This window comes from Nostoc sp. C052, assembly GCF_013393905.1.
Classification (GTDB): Bacteria; Cyanobacteriota; Cyanobacteriia; order Cyanobacteriales; family Nostocaceae; genus Nostoc.
This window is the reverse complement of record NZ_CP040272.1, coordinates 4,907,971-4,924,274: the sequence shown is the minus strand read 5'-3', so window position 1 is coordinate 4,924,274 and position 16,304 is coordinate 4,907,971. Positions and strand designations below refer to the sequence as shown.

Annotated in this window: 17 protein-coding genes; 4 read left to right on the top strand and 13 right to left on the bottom strand. The window is 40.9% G+C overall.

The annotated features are described in order from the left end of the window. The first annotated feature begins 591 nt into the window (after nucleotides 1–591). The 3 genes from FD723_RS20250 to ftsZ all read left to right on the top strand — a co-directional run bounded on the left by FD723_RS20250 (nucleotide 592) and on the right by ftsZ (nucleotide 3,894). The gene (locus tag FD723_RS20250) at nucleotides 592–1,425 is read left to right on the top strand and encodes a cell division protein FtsQ/DivIB (protein WP_179066945.1); all 834 of its coding nucleotides are present in this window, start codon (nucleotides 592–594) and stop codon (nucleotides 1,423–1,425) included. Nucleotides 1,426–2,241: 816 nt separating this feature from the next. Beyond that, nucleotides 2,242–2,529, top strand: coding sequence for a hypothetical protein (locus FD723_RS20245; RefSeq protein WP_256874876.1), 288 nt, complete (start codon nucleotides 2,242–2,244; stop codon nucleotides 2,527–2,529). Between the two features lie 60 nt (nucleotides 2,530–2,589). Further along, nucleotides 2,590–3,894 (top strand): cell division protein FtsZ, encoded by a 1,305-nt coding sequence (gene ftsZ, locus FD723_RS20240; protein ID WP_179066944.1) that lies wholly within the window; start codon nucleotides 2,590–2,592, stop codon nucleotides 3,892–3,894. A 610-nt stretch (nucleotides 3,895–4,504) separates the two neighbouring features. On the opposite strand, the gene gshB is transcribed toward ftsZ, so the two are convergent. From gshB to hflX, 4 genes are all read right to left on the bottom strand, one after another. Beyond that, on the bottom strand, nucleotides 4,505–5,479 hold the full coding sequence (gene gshB / locus FD723_RS20235; RefSeq protein WP_179066943.1) for a glutathione synthase: 975 nt from the start codon (nucleotides 5,477–5,479) through the stop codon (nucleotides 4,505–4,507). Nucleotides 5,480–5,714: 235 nt separating this feature from the next. Next, entirely contained in the window at nucleotides 5,715–5,987 is a 273-nt protein-coding gene (grxC, locus tag FD723_RS20230) for a glutaredoxin 3 (protein WP_179066942.1), read from the bottom strand. Between the two features lie 261 nt (nucleotides 5,988–6,248). Beyond that, nucleotides 6,249–7,085 carry an XDD4 family exosortase-dependent surface protein gene (locus FD723_RS20225; protein ID WP_179066941.1) on the bottom strand — a complete coding sequence of 279 codons (837 nt, stop codon included), beginning with the start codon at nucleotides 7,083–7,085 and terminating at the stop codon, nucleotides 6,249–6,251. A 457-nt stretch (nucleotides 7,086–7,542) separates the two neighbouring features. Beyond that, nucleotides 7,543–9,135 carry a GTPase HflX gene (gene hflX, locus FD723_RS20220; RefSeq protein WP_256874875.1) on the bottom strand — a complete coding sequence of 531 codons (1,593 nt, stop codon included), beginning with the start codon at nucleotides 9,133–9,135 and terminating at the stop codon, nucleotides 7,543–7,545. A 16-nt stretch (nucleotides 9,136–9,151) separates the two neighbouring features. Here hflX and FD723_RS42930 point away from each other — a divergent pair, with 16 nt between their 5' ends. Beyond that, a complete protein-coding gene (locus FD723_RS42930) occupies nucleotides 9,152–9,307 on the top strand; it encodes a hypothetical protein (protein WP_256874874.1) in 156 nt (51 codons plus the stop codon). An 82-nt stretch (nucleotides 9,308–9,389) separates the two neighbouring features. On the opposite strand, the gene FD723_RS42925 is transcribed toward FD723_RS42930, so the two are convergent. The 9 genes from FD723_RS42925 to FD723_RS20180 form a co-directional block, all read right to left on the bottom strand. After that, a complete protein-coding gene (locus FD723_RS42925) occupies nucleotides 9,390–9,524 on the bottom strand; it encodes a hypothetical protein (RefSeq protein WP_256874873.1) in 135 nt (44 codons plus the stop codon). A gap of 11 nt (nucleotides 9,525–9,535) precedes the next feature. Then, complete coding sequence (locus tag FD723_RS20215; protein WP_179066940.1) at nucleotides 9,536–9,901, bottom strand: type II toxin-antitoxin system PemK/MazF family toxin; 366 nt, start codon at nucleotides 9,899–9,901, stop codon at nucleotides 9,536–9,538. After that, a complete protein-coding gene (locus tag FD723_RS20210; protein WP_179066939.1) occupies nucleotides 9,894–10,232 on the bottom strand; it encodes a hypothetical protein in 339 nt (112 codons plus the stop codon). Before FD723_RS20210 ends, FD723_RS20215 begins: the two co-directional genes overlap by 8 nt. A 152-nt stretch (nucleotides 10,233–10,384) precedes the next feature. Then, nucleotides 10,385–11,641 (bottom strand): tetratricopeptide repeat protein, encoded by a 1,257-nt coding sequence (locus FD723_RS20205; protein ID WP_179066938.1) that lies wholly within the window; start codon nucleotides 11,639–11,641, stop codon nucleotides 10,385–10,387. After that, entirely contained in the window at nucleotides 11,638–12,966 is a 1,329-nt protein-coding gene (locus FD723_RS20200) for an AAA family ATPase (RefSeq protein WP_179066937.1), read from the bottom strand. The genes FD723_RS20205 and FD723_RS20200 overlap by 4 nt, the downstream gene beginning before the upstream one ends. Before the next feature lie 169 nt (nucleotides 12,967–13,135). Then, nucleotides 13,136–14,116: a 7,8-didemethyl-8-hydroxy-5-deazariboflavin synthase subunit CofG gene (gene cofG / locus FD723_RS20195; RefSeq protein ID WP_179066936.1), complete on the bottom strand. Its 981-nt coding sequence runs from the start codon at nucleotides 14,114–14,116 to the stop codon at nucleotides 13,136–13,138. A 103-nt stretch (nucleotides 14,117–14,219) separates the two neighbouring features. After that, entirely contained in the window at nucleotides 14,220–14,981 is a 762-nt protein-coding gene (gene crtW, locus FD723_RS20190; protein WP_179066935.1) for a beta-carotene ketolase CrtW, read from the bottom strand. A gap of 655 nt (nucleotides 14,982–15,636) precedes the next feature. Then, on the bottom strand, nucleotides 15,637–16,086 hold the full coding sequence (locus FD723_RS20185) for an SRPBCC family protein (protein WP_179066934.1): 450 nt from the start codon (nucleotides 16,084–16,086) through the stop codon (nucleotides 15,637–15,639). A gap of 19 nt (nucleotides 16,087–16,105) precedes the next feature. Beyond that, entirely contained in the window at nucleotides 16,106–16,294 is a 189-nt protein-coding gene (locus FD723_RS20180) for a CPXCG motif-containing cysteine-rich protein (RefSeq protein ID WP_012411100.1), read from the bottom strand. Between the last annotated feature and the right edge of the window lie 10 nt (nucleotides 16,295–16,304).

Here is a 16,304-nt window from a genome sequence, read left to right as displayed (position 1 = left end):
CACAAGTTGGTCGTGTCTTGCAAGGGACAGCACTTGTGCAGGATTACTGTCAGTAGTCTGGTAGAAATTTAATTGACCCTAATAGCCTTAAGCATATCTGTCCTTTTTACACCTGGTATTGAGGTTTTGACAATCTCTCGCTTTTGTTTGACCGGCCAAAAAACTGTATGGCTTAGGAAGTGAGTAAAAAAAACTACAAAGTTTCATGGTTCTCAATTTGGATAACTGACGAGGATGACTGGTATGAATTATAGCAAGGGACACAGAGATTCAGGAATACTTGTGTATCACTTCACAATCTATTTGTCAAGGAAACAAAATCCCACACATCTCAATTAATATTTTGTAAACTTCAGGGAAAATCTTCAAAAATAACTTGTCAAAAAGACTACAGTCAGTTAAAAATGGACACCGGAAACTTTAATAGGACTCATAACTAGCGCCATAATCTTTGTGTCGTTACTGTAAAGTGTTACTAAAAATAAAAAAAGTCTTGAGGAGAGCGGTTAATAGATGCCAACAGTGTTTACTGAAATTAATAATGATACGAGCGTGTCAAGGAATTTAGATTGCAACCAGAAAGGGGTGTGAATGGCTGGCATAATATCAGTTTCCCGCACGGATCTAGCCCAGCGTCGTCAGAAATTGCGTCGGCAGCGGCAAATGAAAATTATTCAGGCTATTTGGCGAACCTTTGCCATTACTGGTTTGGCGGGTGGATTGCTGTGGGTGGCAATCCAACCAGTGTGGATGCTCAAGGCTCCCAAACAAATAGTGATGAAATCAGGCAATAAATTATTATCGGATCAAACAACTCAGTCATTGTTGGCGCTGTCTTACCCCCAGTCTTTGTGGCGCATTGAACCGTCAGCGATCGCTAACTCTTTGAAAAAACAACCAACTATTGCTCAAGCGATTGTCAGACGCCGCCTGTTTCCTCCTGGATTAATCATCGAAATTCAAGAACGAGTGCCTGTTGCAGTGACTCAAACACGTGGCAACAACAAAGTAACAATCGGCTTACTAGATGCCAGTGGGGCCTGGATGCCTTTAGAAAAATACACATCACTGAATCCCACTAAGAAATTACCCAATCTCAGAGTCATTGGCTCGCCAAAACAATACTGCTCCTACTGGACTCAACTCCATGAAGCTGTGAGCCGGAGTCCGGTAAAAGTAATGGAAATTAATTGCCAAAATCCAACGAATTTAATTTTGAAAACAGAACTGGGAAATGTGCATCTCGGCGTTCCAGGCCCCCAATTGTCTGAACAAATTAAGGTACTCGCCCAAATGCGCCCTCTAGCAACAAAATTCAATTCCGGTCAAATAGAGTATATTGATCTGAAAAATCCCGAATATCCATTAGTACAGATGAACCAAAAAGAGCAGAAATTAACTCCCAAAATCCCTAAAAACATCTAATGTGTTTAATGTATTGATAACTCCTAGTAAATTAAGAAGCTTTATGCTGATAAATATATTTATTATTTTCAGTTTTCCAGTAAACCGCACGAAAATCGGCATTAACTTCTAATTAGAATGAGAAGATCAATCATAAAATCTCCATTGCGAGTAAAAGACCCTCAATTGTTACCCTAATATCTAATAGTAGGGTACAAGATGTCAGACAATCTAATGATGGTCTATGGCGTACAAAATGCCTTCTGCCCATACACTCTTTGACCAAACCCAGTGCGGAAAAGAGAAAAATGCTTGAGTTTTCCATTAAGATTCAGACTTGCTTTTCAAAGGGCACTGATGAGAACGGTATTGAGAACTGGAAACTGGGTACTGGGTACTAGGAATTGGGGACTGGAGAAAAGTTTTCTTAATACCCAATCCTCAGTACCCAATCCCTTTTAATCTGTCACGAAAAATGCCGCCCAAAATTGCGTAAGCATTGCTTCTGGGTAATAAGTTTGAACTACTCCATGCTGTAATTCTTAATTGGGTAACGAAACCTCTTAGAAAATCTTGATTTGTTGACCGTGCCAATTTTGGATTTTGGATTTTGGATTTCAGGATCAATCCAAAATCCAAAATCTAAAATCCAAAATTGTTTGACTGCACTAGTGAGGGTTCTCGTCAGATAGACTACTGCTCCAACAAAGTGTCCATTAAGACCCCCCAAACAACAGTTAATCAGGTATAGTCTGACAAGTAAATTCTTGCTTAGTTTAGCCTTAAAAATAAGTAAGTAGAAGGTAAATTTTGTGTCTAAAGTTGCAATCATACCCAATGGTGAAACCTATTAACAATATTATTATTGAGGCAGAGAAAATACCCTGTAGTATGTCTTTACAAGTTATGCCCTCCGCTGAGAATAATCAAGAGATTAATGTCTGGTTGAAGTTATACAGGTCACTTTTAGATAAATATAGGTATACTTCTCTAGAATTGGCTGTGCGATCGGCTGCCTTAAAAGCTTATCCCATAGCAAATTTTCGCGTTGCCAATTCTGTTAGGCTTGGCAGTAGTGAAAACAATAAAGAACAATGCCATAGTATTGTGGCACTGTCAAACTAAAGTTGACTCTGAGGTGAATAACACCTGAAAAAGTCGTTTATCTACCCTTTCACAAATCCAATGACACTTGATAATAACCAAGGACTTAACTATAAAAATTCCCAATCTACGGGACAGCCTGGGTTCTCTCTGGCAGTTAACTCAACTAACCCCTTTAATAATTCTGGGATGAACTTTGGACAAAATCACGACAACAAGAAGATTTTTACAGAAAATAGCCGAATTGGTGAGATTGTTCCTGGTCGGGTTGCCAACATCAAAGTGATTGGTGTCGGTGGTGGTGGTGGCAATGCTGTTAACCGCATGATCGAGTCTGATGTATCTGGGGTAGAATTTTGGTCGATTAACACTGATGCTCAAGCTCTTACTTTAGCTGGCGCTCCCAGTCGATTGCAAATTGGACAGAAGCTAACGCGGGGTTTAGGAGCAGGTGGTAATCCTGCCATTGGTCAAAAAGCAGCTGAAGAATCGCGGGACGAAATTGCTACGGCTTTGGAGGGTGCAGACCTAGTATTTATCACTGCTGGTATGGGCGGTGGTACTGGGACAGGTGCAGCCCCGATTGTGGCAGAAGTAGCAAAAGAAATGGGCGCTCTGACTGTTGGTGTGGTTACACGTCCATTTGTTTTTGAGGGTCGCCGTCGCACCAGCCAAGCAGAACAAGGTATTGAAGGACTAAAAAGTAGAGTAGATACACTGATCATTATCCCCAATAATAAATTGCTGGAAGTGATCCCCGAACAAACACCTGTGCAAGAAGCTTTTCGCTACGCGGATGATGTACTCCGTCAAGGGGTACAAGGTATTTCTGATATCATCACGATCCCCGGTCTGGTAAACGTTGACTTTGCTGATGTCCGAGCGGTGATGGCAGATGCAGGATCGGCATTGATGGGAATTGGCGTGAGTTCTGGGAAATCTAGAGCTAGAGAAGCTGCGATCGCAGCTATTTCTTCACCATTACTAGAATGTTCTATTGAAGGTGCCAGAGGGGTTGTCTTTAATATTACTGGTGGTACTGATCTCACACTGCATGAAGTAAATGCTGCCGCAGAAGCAATCTATGAAGTAGTTGATCCCAACGCCAATATTATTTTTGGGGCTGTAATTGATGACAGACTTCAAGGCGAAGTGAGAATTACTGTAATTGCCACCGGGTTTACAGGTGAAGTGCAAGCTGCGGTACAACAAAGCGTGGCTAACGTTCGGGTAGCACCTAATACCTCGAAGCGACCAACAACACCACAACCTACAGTTAACTCCCCAACTCCAACACCGACTCCAACTCCAACTCCAGAACCAAAAGAAAAACCTGGATTGGACATACCTGATTTTCTGAGAAACCGACGTACACCAAAGAATTAAAAGATTTTGGATTTGAGATTTCGTCGTGAGCGCTCAGTCGAACGATTTTAGATTAACTTAGCAGTCTCAGTTCAGGCTGAACGCTGTATAAAATCTGCCAGTTCCACCAGGGGTTTACCAAGGGTGGGGGTAAGCAATATATTGCCATCCCCAATTTTACTAATTGGAAAAAACTCTCAACGCTACTTTATAAAATGAACTTGGGCAGGAGCGGCTTCCGTGTCCAGCTATGCTTTTTTCACAAAAAAACAGGAAGACCTGCCCAACTACAAATGCTTCATCGATAGCGAGTCTTCTCCCAAGGGAAGATGCCTGTTTACGTAGCGTCTCCTTTCGGAGAAGGGTTGTTTGTATAATCAGACGTTCCTACGGAGGCTCGTACCTCTCTACGAGCTTGCTTCCACGGAGTGGTACGCTACCGCTGAGTTATGATGCGTCAGAGCCAGTCATAGACATCACTACATCTACCCCTCGCGATCCATTAAACTTATATTCGGTACAAGTAAATATATTTACTGAAAGCAAGTTGCGTAGACAATTCGCCCACAGAAATATCCGAAGAAAGTCTATTTCCTGGGAACAGGACACAAAATCAAAAAATAAACGTAAATTATTTTTTGATTTCTAGTGTCTGTTCAATCCATTGAATAACCTGATGACCAAGGTGAGTGCCATCTAGTCGGTCAATCTCACGAATTCCGGTAGGACTAGTGACGTTAACTTCAGTTAAGTAGCCACCGATAACATCAATACCCACAAAAGTTAAGCCGTCTTGGCGTAAGCGTTCGGCTAATTGGGTACAGATTTCATATTCTCTTGGGGTAATTTCAGTTTGAGCGACAGTACCACCAGTTGCCATATTATTGCGAAAATCAGTTCCGCTAGAGAGGCGATTGAGCGCACCAATGGGTTCGCCATTGAGCAAGATAATTCGCTTATCTCCCTCTTTTGCCTCTGATAGATAGGTTTGTACCATTACTGGTACTCGACCTTGGAGGGTACTGAGTTCAACAATAGAGTTAAAATTGCGATCGCCTGATTGCAAAAACAAAATTCCTTCCCCAGCTTTATTACCCAGCGGCTTGAGAACTGTTGCCCCCTTTGCTTCGACAAATTGGCGAATAAACTGCTTATCAGCACTGACAATCGTCTCTGGAATGGCTTTGGTAAATTGGAGGGCATACATTTTTTCATTTGCCCCTCGGATGCCACTGGGACTGTTAATCAGCAGGGTTTTATTTTGGTCAATGTAATCGAGAATATAAGTCGCATAGAGGTAGGAATCATTGACAGGTGGATCTGTCCGCATAAATACGGCATCCATTGTCTCTAAAGAAGTTAAGTATGAATCGCTCAACTTATACCAAGGATTCGCCGCTACCCAACGTCTGTCTATCAACTGGACTGGTACAAGCTCGACTCGCTGTAGTACAGCCCAAGCTTTGCCCTCCACCACACTCAGCAGATTTGCTTGAGTTATCCAAACTTCGTGTCCCAGAATTTGCGCTGCTTCCATCAGGGCAACACTGGTATCATGACACGGATCAAGCAAATGGATGGGATCAATGATAAAAGCCAGTTTCACCCTTTGTACCTCAATCACCAAGAAATTAAATAGTTATTCAATTATTATCTCTTGACGATCTTACCAATTTACGTACATCTGTACTGCTGAGTAAAATCTGGAGGGTAAAGTCTTATGGACAGATATTGCTTTTGTGAGAATCAAAGCCAGTAGACAAGCACATCGTTTTTTCAGAGTTGTAGCGACTGCCGTGTAATTTGCAGCGGCTTGTCGCTAACGCAAAACCTTCTACAATCTAAACGCTATTGCTAGAAGTTAGTAGCTCATCTAGCTCGCCTTGACTGTCTAAAGCATGGATATCGTCACAACCACCAATATGAGCGTCATTGATGAAAATTTGCGGTAAAGAGCGGCGTCCATTTGCTCTTTGAGCCATTTTACTTCTGGCTGCTTCATCTCCATCAATGCTGTATTCGGTAAATTCAACGCCCTTGTTTTTCAGTAAACTTTTGGCACGAATGCAAAACGGGCAAGTCCTCCAGGTGTAAATTTCTACTTTTGCAGCCATGATGTCCTCAACTTGATTTAATACTTCTTAATTTTAGAACTTTGCCACTGGCTGTAGCGGCTCCATCCTGATTTGTCTTCATCCTCAGAAGCCACTAACTAGCTTTATATCAAAAAAAATTAGCCAAGAGATAAAGTCTGGACTCTTGACTAAGATATTATCTCTATACTAATTTGTTTAAAAAAAAGGGTGGCTTTTATTTGATTGTGAGAATTGCTTATAAGGCGTAACTCAACTTTCAGTTAGGACTCAAATTCTCATTTAGGCTGACACTAGAGACTTTTTCTTGCTAACCCTCAGCGCACCTACAGCAAATAAACCAAGAGCGACTGTTGCACCAGGCTCAGGTACTCTTTTAGGTGGAGGTGGCGGAGCAATATAATAAGTACTAGGCTCATCTAAACCAGTACCATACTGAAAACGAAGATTGCTAATCTTTGCTAGATCGAAGTTAGTAGGTAGCCCTGTAAAAGTAAATGTGGCAGAGTTCTTAACAAAAGTCCCCCCACTTACTGCTGGATTGGCACTATCGTAACCAGTGATAATACCGTAATTCATTTGCTGTCCACCTGAAAGACCAAAACCTGGATTAATGCCAAAACCCGCTGTACCAATACCGTAGTGTTGAGTTACTTTGTTAGATGCTACGTTAGGAGTACCACCAAGTCCACTGCTAGCGGTAGTCTTTGCAAAACCCCATTCAACTTTATTTCCATTAACCTTAGTAAGATCGAAATTACCTGTGCTAGTTACACTATTTGTAATTAAGCTTGTAGCTTTGGCTGAAGATAACGTTAAGTTGCTTAAGGGAGAGCCAGCATAATCCCAGAAGAGTCCTGTCAGAATATCTGTAGGAACTGAGGCACCTGGGCCTGTATTAGTCAGGGTCAATTTCAACTGACCTGCTACTGAATTATCAAAGACAGCTGTTGCTGAAAGAGCATTACTGCTTCCACCTGATATTGGGTTAGTACCTGTGGCTGAAAAACTCAAAGATGCTGCATCTGCTCTAGACATCTGCGAAACTGTCACTACAGCTAATGCTGATATACAGTAGGCTGCATAACCTACTATTTTCTTGGAATATCTTTGAGACATTTGTTTTAAACTCCTTTGCTTTCTATTTAAGACATTTAAGATGTCCCAAAATAACTTTTTTATGAAAATAGCTCATGTATAAATTGGCATAAGAAACTGTTGCTTGTCTACCTTATAAATCAAGGTTAACTAAAACTTTAAATTGAGAATATGCAATATATTTTTAACAAATTGATTGAATATTTTAAGTATTTGCACTTAAGTTTTTTTGGGATTTTAAACTACACACAATCAGCTTGATTGATTAAGCTTCTATTTATCAGTATTTTTTCTTAATCAATCAATTTATCTGGAAGATTGTTAATTCGCTTCACTAGAAAAGCTAATGATTTTCTAGACATCATACGAGATTTTATGAAGATTAAATGAAAAAGGGAAGGCGATTTCGCCTTCCCCAAAGTTAAAAATCTAGGACACTAGTATATAAAATACTTACACTGAATTCGCTACTCAAGTTTTAACCACAGTCAACTGCATATTGAATCAACTGGGCAAGGCGATGACGTAGGGTTTCTAATCCCAAGCGCTGACTCGCAGAAATAAACACCGCGAGGGGAAACTCTTCTCTAGCTAAAGCTAGTGTCTCACTATCGGCTTGATCGATCTTGTTAAAAACAACCAGCGCCGGGCCAGGAGTTATTGGCATTTGCGCCAGTATTTCTCTGACTGAGCGAATATGACGCAACCAAGCGGGGTGAGACAAATCTACTAAATGTAGTAGGGCATCGGCTTCTGTGACTTCCTCCAAGGTGGCGCGGAAGGCATCCATTAACGATGCAGGCAGTTCATGTATGAACCCTACTGTATCTGTAATGAGAATTTCCTGATGTTCATTTGTTTCACCATGAGGAATTACCAGGCGGCGGGTAGTAGGATCGAGAGTGGCAAATAGCTGGTCGGCTGTATAAACTTCTGCGTTAGTGAGAGCATTGAGCAAAGTAGACTTACCAGCGTTGGTATATCCAACCAAAGCTACTGAGGGAACTTCTCGATGCTGCCGTCGCTGCCGTAACCGCGAACGATGTGCCTGTAACTGGGTTACTTCTTTTTGCAGTCGGGATATGCGCTGGCCAATGGCACGGCGTTCAGTTTCCAGTTTGGTTTCACCAGGACCACGAGTCCCAATACCACCACCCAATCGGGACATGGTGCGACCTCTACCAGCCAGTCGCGGCTGCATATATTCTAGCTGTGCTAATTCTACTTGCAATTTACCGGCACGAGACTGGGCGCGTTGGGCAAAGATATCCAAAATCACTTCGGTGCGGTCAACTACCCGAATCCCAATTTGTATTTCTAAGTTGCGGACTTGGGAGGGTGAGAGGTCGCGGTCGAAGACAACGAGGTTGACTCCTAGTGTTTGGGCAGTTAGGGCAATTTCTTGCACCTTACCTTCGCCAACTACGGTTTGGGGGTGAATGCGCGATCGCTTTTGTTGTATTGTTTGTAATACATCTCCGCCAGCGGTATCAACTAAACGCGCCAATTCTAATAGGTTGTCCTGGAATTGTAGGGGAGTCATCTCACTGGTCATCAGCCCCACAATCAGCACGCGATCGTGGTCAGCATCTACTTCCTGGGCGATAAATTCCCGCTGGAATTCCGCTTCCAGATTTTCTACCAAGTCTACTAAATCCTGGTCTGCCAGATCGTCCAAGTCCAGAGGTGGCGATATACTCCAACTTGGGGATTGAATTTGGCTTTCCCCTACCTTCAATGCAGCAGGACTAGTAATCAGGGTGCGAGACTCTTGGGGTGTCAGATGAGCTAGATAAGCTTCTTTGACATATCCAGTTGCACCGCCTCCCCGCCGTGTAAATCCGGTTCCGGTAATATTTAAGACAACTAGGGCATCTAAGCGTTGTAGTGCCATCGCTGTGAGCGCCGCTTCGTTGGGCGGTTCTGGCTTGAGATGGGTGGCAATACAACGAATACCACTGAGTCGTTCTGCACCGTAACGGGGCAATTCCATCGGTGGTATTTGTGTTTGGCGCGGCGTGCCTATCCCGACGCGAATCACTTGTCCGCGACGGTTGATGTAGGCGCACACAGGCTGATTGACTTCTGTGCTAATTGCTGCTATGCGCTGGGAAAACTCAGGCGTGGTGATGCGATCGCCTGGTATGCGCTGGTGGTACAGCCGCTGTAGTTGCTTCAGCTGGCTGGACTTCAGACCTTGGAGATTTCCAAAAATAGTTTCTATAGGCGTTTATGACCAGTAAAATGGCCCCCCGAATCCTTATATGTCTATTTTACAACAGGGTTTAGGCTCCTATCTCTCTCTTTTGAGGGATGCGTTATGAATTAGTTCATGGGGATTATTGATTTGAGGTTATTTTGCTGGTGCTTGTCTGCACCTGAGCGATCGCTATTAATTTCAGTGAATATTTTCAGTAGAAGTGTGAAGGCGATCGCTACATCTAAATTGTATTTTCTCAAGATGCTCTTTTTCAGTCGTTGCTTTCAGGAGCATAATCAATACAGATAATTAAACCATCTAATAATTCTTGCATAACGGCTGTTGAAACTTTTCCTAAGCACCGGACAAATCGCTCAGTTGTTACACTACGAACTTGCAAAATATTGCCTGCTGAGTTTGAGTCTAAGCCATTTTCATCAGTTTGCTGGATAGGAATCATGAAAAGGCGATTTTGGAATTTAGGTTGCCATGTTGCCACAGGAATAATAATTCGCATTGGTATAGAAATAAATATATCAGAACTAATTACAACAGCAGGGCGAGTCTTCTGAATTTCTTGTCCTCTAGTGGGATCAAGTTGCACTAGCCAAATCTCACCTTTTTTAGGATTAGTCATTCTCGGTTTCCCAGTCTTCACCATCCAGAACGGCAAACTCTGTTAATTCTGGGTCATTCAAAAAATCTTCGGCTATGGCGGCGATAAAAGGTTCTAGTATTTTGTGACGTTCTGCTACAGGTAGTCGGGCAATTTCTCGGAGAGATAGTCGTTTTTGCTGTTGGAGATTTGATGAGATATTAGAATCTGAATCTTCAGTGTCTAACTGCTGATGATTGACTGTTTTTTTTACAAGAGACTCAACAAAATCTAGGACTTCTTGTTGCTTGTCATTTGAGAGAATTCGGAGATTATCTAATACAGCTTGTTCAATGTTGATTGTTTCTGACATTTGATTTTCTTTCTTCAAGATAGGTTAACTTTTTAATTTGTCATTCATAGGTATCGCTGTTAATTTCAGTGAATATTTTCAGTGGAAGTGTGAAGGCGATCGCTACATTAACTCTTGCATGAATATCTACATTAGTTTAGTATTTATAGCGGTTATTCAATTAAAGCTTGAAAGCGTTCATCTTCCCGGATAGCATCAAAATCTGAGTCAGTTTTTGCCATCTTTCGATATTCGTCATGATTCAGATTAATTGCTTTTTGTAAATTTTCTAGTGCCTGTTCAATATTAACTTGGAGAGCATAAGAGCAAGCTTTATTGTACCAAGCTTCGTGTAAATCTGGTTGAAATTTCAGTGCTTGGTCGTAGGATGCGATCGCTTCTTCAAAGCGTCCTAAATTATATAGCGCATAGCCCCGAATGTTCCAAGCTTCGTGGTAATCAGGTTTAATTGAGAGTGCTTTGTCATAGGATAATATCGCATCTTTATTACGTCCTAAATTAAGTAGTGCATTCCCCCGGTTGTTCCAAGCTTCGTGGTAATCAGGTTTAATTGAGAGTGCTTTGTCATAGGATAATATCGCATCTTCATAGCGTTCTAAATACTCTAGCGCACTCCCTCGACCGTTCCAAGCATAGTACTCGTCAGGTTTAATTTCAACTGCTTTGTCGAAGGATGCGAGCGCGGCTTCAAATTCCTCAGCAGAATGTAAAACCTTACCAAGTTCACGTAGTAAACTAGCTTTTTGGCTATCTGTCTGATGTTTCTCTGCTAGGATATCTTGAATTTCCAGTACTTTCTCTATCTTTTTTTCTGGGCTGAGTTTCAAATATTCATAATAATCTGCCTCATCTAGTAGGCGAGATGATTGTTTATCTAACAATTCTGGTGTTGTTGGTAATTCAAATACTCCAGAACGCCAATCAAAAAAATCTGGAGCACGATGAATTAAATAGTTTATTGAAAATGAATGCAAAAGGAAAACAAAACAGAATTTAAAATCATCTCGAAACCGTTCTCGCTGTTGATTAAGATGATTTAAAATATGGGGTACACTTGTTAAATTGCTAAATTGTCCTTCAGTTATTTCCCCAAAAGTTCTTTTCTCATACTTGTATAAAGAATACTCCAGACCTTTTATCAATAAAATATCAATTTGCTTATCTTGAACAAACTCAGCTACTCTTTGATATAAATTATCAAAAGATTCAACTAAGCGCAAAACTTCTATATGCTTCTGGGGAATATCCTGTGGTAATTTGGCCATTAAACGGTCTGCTTCCACAGGTGTACATTGGACAAAAAACAAACCAAATCCTGATTTACGCTTCAGTGCGCGAAGCAAGTCTTGATAAGCTTCTTCTGGTTCTGGGGGTAAATCATCATCCCAATCACTTAAATTTGGGTTCATGAAAGTTTCGCTACGGCTTCTTTAAATTCTGGAATTCCTTGAATCAATGGATGAATATCATACCAACGCTGCATTTCTCCATCATCATCCAAATAGCGGTATTCTAAAAGACAACGGTTATACATCAAACTCCGATACAAGTCATCATTAATAATCCGCTTAGAACAAGACACTTCCGCTAACAGACACCATTGATGATTTTCCACAGCGCGGCGATAAGTATCTCTGGCTTGAGTAATTGCTCGTCGCACTGCCTTTTCTGAAACAGGTAACTCTTCAGTGCGTCCAATGGCATCTTGAGTTAACAATAGCAAATTCCTCACATGACCTCCACTCATTAAACAAAGTCTGTCTAAGGTTTGGGGACTGTCGAAAATTTCTGTTTCTAGTGATAGTTCCGGTGCAATTTGCCGGACTCGCTTGTTAATTACTTCTTTAACTTTCTTGAGTCCTGGCTGGTAAACTTCGCCTTTGAGAGTGTTTACCATAATCATCGGCAAAATTTGGGGGTCGCCGTAGATGTCTCTGAGGTCTGTTGCCCTGGTAGAATAGACCATTGAAATGGGGACAGTGTAAATCAAATGGCAATCTAAAGCTTGGAGTTGTTCGCTGCGGTCTAAAAAAACTTCCTCATAGTTGGTGCGGCCATCGCCGTCTTTGACTAACACCATCCGATCTAAGTTATCGACAATTACCGCCAGTTTATTGTAGCCATTAGGTAAGTGCTGTTTTGCATCCACCAGAAACTCATTTAACACCTGAATTAAAGTGACGGTGTAAGGATCAATTTTTTGGCGAATCTTCTGGCGTAATTCAGGAACAGCCCTTAAATTTGCAGTCAACTTGGCGAATTGAGCAAGCTGCACTTCTACAGCCATCTTCTCAAATTCTATGGGAGTCAGCGCCAAATCTTTTAAATCTACCCAACGATCTTTCAACCAGTCGAGTATCGGGCGAGGACTAGCAATTCCTTTTAAATCTTTGAGCAAACGGCGGGTACAGGCGAGGAGAATATCTGTATATTGGGCATCTTCAGAATCGATATCCTCTTCATCAGCCGCAAAATAGACAACATAAAATTTCCGATTTTCTAAATACTTCTTTAACCTGAGTAATTCTGTAGACTTCCCCGCACCCCGATGACCAGAATACAATTGGCAAGTATTTGTATTTGCCAGTTGCATCCGATTTCCCAACTCTTGCAAAATATCGGCATCTCCCCGCACATCCTGACAATCTACATATTTGGGATCACCTGCGGGTAAGGGTTCAAAGGGGTTAAAGGCGTTGTAAAGGTTTGCGAGTAAGTCAGTATTATTAGGCATAGGTAAAAAATATAGCAACGATGCTCATAATAATCGAGATTATACAGAACTCAGGTAGATGAATCCAGTTCAAATACTCGTTAACGGAGTTCAGAGGTGGATTCATCCAGTTCAAATACTCGTCAGCAAAAAACTACTACGAGATGGGAAAATCTATACTTTCTTGTTCTTACAAAAGAGAAATTGGGGTTAGAGTCTTGCGCCAGCGTTTCACCGCTGTTTGTAATTCTCCCGACAACCAGCTATCAAATTGCGGATAAATCGGTAAACGCGGCATCAATTCCCACCCCGCAGGTTGTAAAATTTTTCTTAATACCTGTTCCTGAACATGAGGATAATCGGGATTCACCTCATCTTTTGGCCCAATTCCGCCCAAATCTCGCGCACCAGCTTCTATACAAGCGAGTAACCATCGGTCATCTTTAACTAAATTGGGCGGAATTTGAATCGTAATATCTGGCGGTAAAATCTGACGCGCCTTAAAAATTACTTCTGGTAACTGATGAGGGTCAAAAGGTGGTGCATCAAAAGTTTGCTGATATCCTGGACTATGAGGTTGCAGAATAACTTCTTGAATGTGGTGATAACGTTGATGTAATTGAGATATAGCTGTTAATGTTTCCCAGCAATCATCTAAAGTTTCCCCAATTCCCAACAGTAACCCAGTTGTAAAGGGAATCTGCAACTCTCCCGCCCATTGCAATTGCTGTAAACGAACTTCTGGTAATTTACTCGGTGCGTGCCGATGTACACTATTTAACAATGTTGGCGTTAACTGTTCCAACATCAGCCCCATCGAAACATTCACATGCTTGAGCTTTTGCATTTCTTCAAAACTCAGTGGGCCCGCGTTTGTATGAGGTAAAAATCCCATTGAAAGCGCTAATTCACACAAATCATAAATCCGCTCAAACCACGCCTGACGCTTTGGCGAATGGGGATGTACTTCACCGCTCAGTATGAGAATTTCGCAGACTTTTTCGTTTTGAAGTGGTTTTAAAATACTTTCTGCATCTGAAAGACTCATCCAGGGACTTTTACCTGGTTCGCTGCGAAAATTGCAGTAACTACACCGATTAAAGCACTCGTAAGTAGGAACGATTGTATAAGCAGGGCTATAAGTGACAAGACGAGAATTATTAATTGGCATAAGCAGAATAAATTTGCTCTTAGTAAGCAGCCCCAGACTTATTTTAAGGGCTGAAACCTTTAATTATTTATTCATGCCCATTTATTTATTAGAAAAACAAGAACTATTTTGCTTTGTAAATTTCTGGTAACTGCCACCAAGGAACATGAGGATATTCGTGATGTTCCTCGTGATAGCCGAAATGATAGCATGTGATAAATGACCACCAAATTGGACGGCTAATTGTCTGGGCACAATGAGGCTGAATATAGCCCCCCGTTGGTTCGCTATGTGGGAGGAAAGTACCAAAATAAAATAATTGGAATGAACTTAAAAGCGAAGGAAATACCCAAAAGTAATTTAAATTATCACTGGGTATATGGAGTATATATTTTGCAAAGTTATAAATAATGCTTAGAGCAATTATTTGTCCCCAACTCCAGTAACCTTTCATAAAATGTAAATACCAAGCAAAGAAGTTTTTGTATTTACCATTATGAAAATCTGGATCTATTTGAGTTGCTGGATTGTGGTGGTGTAACCAATGCTTTTTTAATAATTTTTTATATGGTAAAAGACCATAAAGAGATAGGGTTAATGTCCCAATAAGATGATTAATTTTGCTGTTTTGAGGAAACACTATCCCATGCATAGCATCATGAGATGTAATAAATAATCCCGTATATAAAAATGTTTGCCAAGCTATGCTAGGCAATAGCATCCAAAGTTTTAACTTGGAGATGTCAAGGGGAAGTAATAAACTCAAGCTAATAACCCATGCACTAACAATGACAATAGCAATGAAAAGTCCTTTAAACTGAGATTTACTTTTCACTACTGGAGTCAGTTTTGTTTGATGACTGGGTGGTTGTTCTAATTGAATCACGCTTTCACTCCGCCTAGTATTCAGGTAAAAATTCCTAAAATATAGTCACCACAAAAAGCACTAACCACCAGCCAGAAAACTCTATTAGTGGTCAGTGTTTTGCATTGGATAGTGCCAACACTTTAAGATGTTTAGAAATATTAAGATACTTTAACTATTATTACACATTCAACCGCCATACCAACAACTGTTTTTGGTATGGTGGTTGGATTACATAAGTCATAGTACTGATACCATTGGTGATTATAAAAACTAGTGTTTTTAATAGGGGGCTTTTTAAGCAGATGAAGCTTGGGGAAAAGATGGTAAAATAATTAGCTATCTATGGTATCAAAGCGTAAACAAGTCTAAGAAAATATTTGAAAAGTATTAGGCGACTGGAAGTCGCCCGGTGAGTAATAAATTAGACTTTTCAAACAACCTCTAAAGAATGGATTTGCAAGATTTTAAGAAAATACTTTGAAATTAGCAAAATTTTATTTCAAATGCCAAAAAAATCTAACGAAAGTTAGAATATCTCCTGAGTGTTATTGCCCAAACTAAAAAAGAGCAAATAATAGTATTTTTCAAACTTATAGTATGGCTCCTAATAAGCTAATGTGCTGGAGCCACTTACTATAAGATAATGATTCTGGACGAATGAATGACAATTACTTTAATATGACTCACACTCACGTTTAGTTACGTAGTGCCGATAGCGAAACATTGCTTCTAATTGCGCTTGCACTAGCCAACCACTGATAAATTCAACTGTTCCTCCACCAGGCATAGAGAAGGAGATAGCATCAGTTAGTCTAGTTTTGCCATTTTCCGGTTCAAATTCATGTCGATGTACCCAATACTCGAAAGGGCCAGATATTTGTTCGTCGGTAAACAGACGATATTTTTCACATTCAGTATGACGCGCTAACCAAGTTAAGGGTAATGGGCCGAGAAACAAGCGAAATTCGGTGATAGCACCCACATTTAGACCCCCCTCACGACGAACTATTTGGACTGGCTGCCAAGGTGGATTTAACATTTGTAAAATATCTGGCCTTTCGTGAAATTTCCAAACTACTTCTGGTGTGGCATTAATTACTGAGGAATGTTTAAAGTGCAGCATGGAAAGAAAAACCTAAAATTCAACTTTCGGATTCGGTATCAATTTCGATATCTAGGGTATCTTCATCAACCCGCACATACAAAATATTTGGGTTACAACAAACTTGACAATCTTCAACGTAAGATTGCTGTCCTCCAGCACTCAAATCAATAAAAGTTAAGTTCGGTTCGCCGCAATAGGCGCAGTAATACTCAGCTGTGTTTTGCATCAAGTTTTCA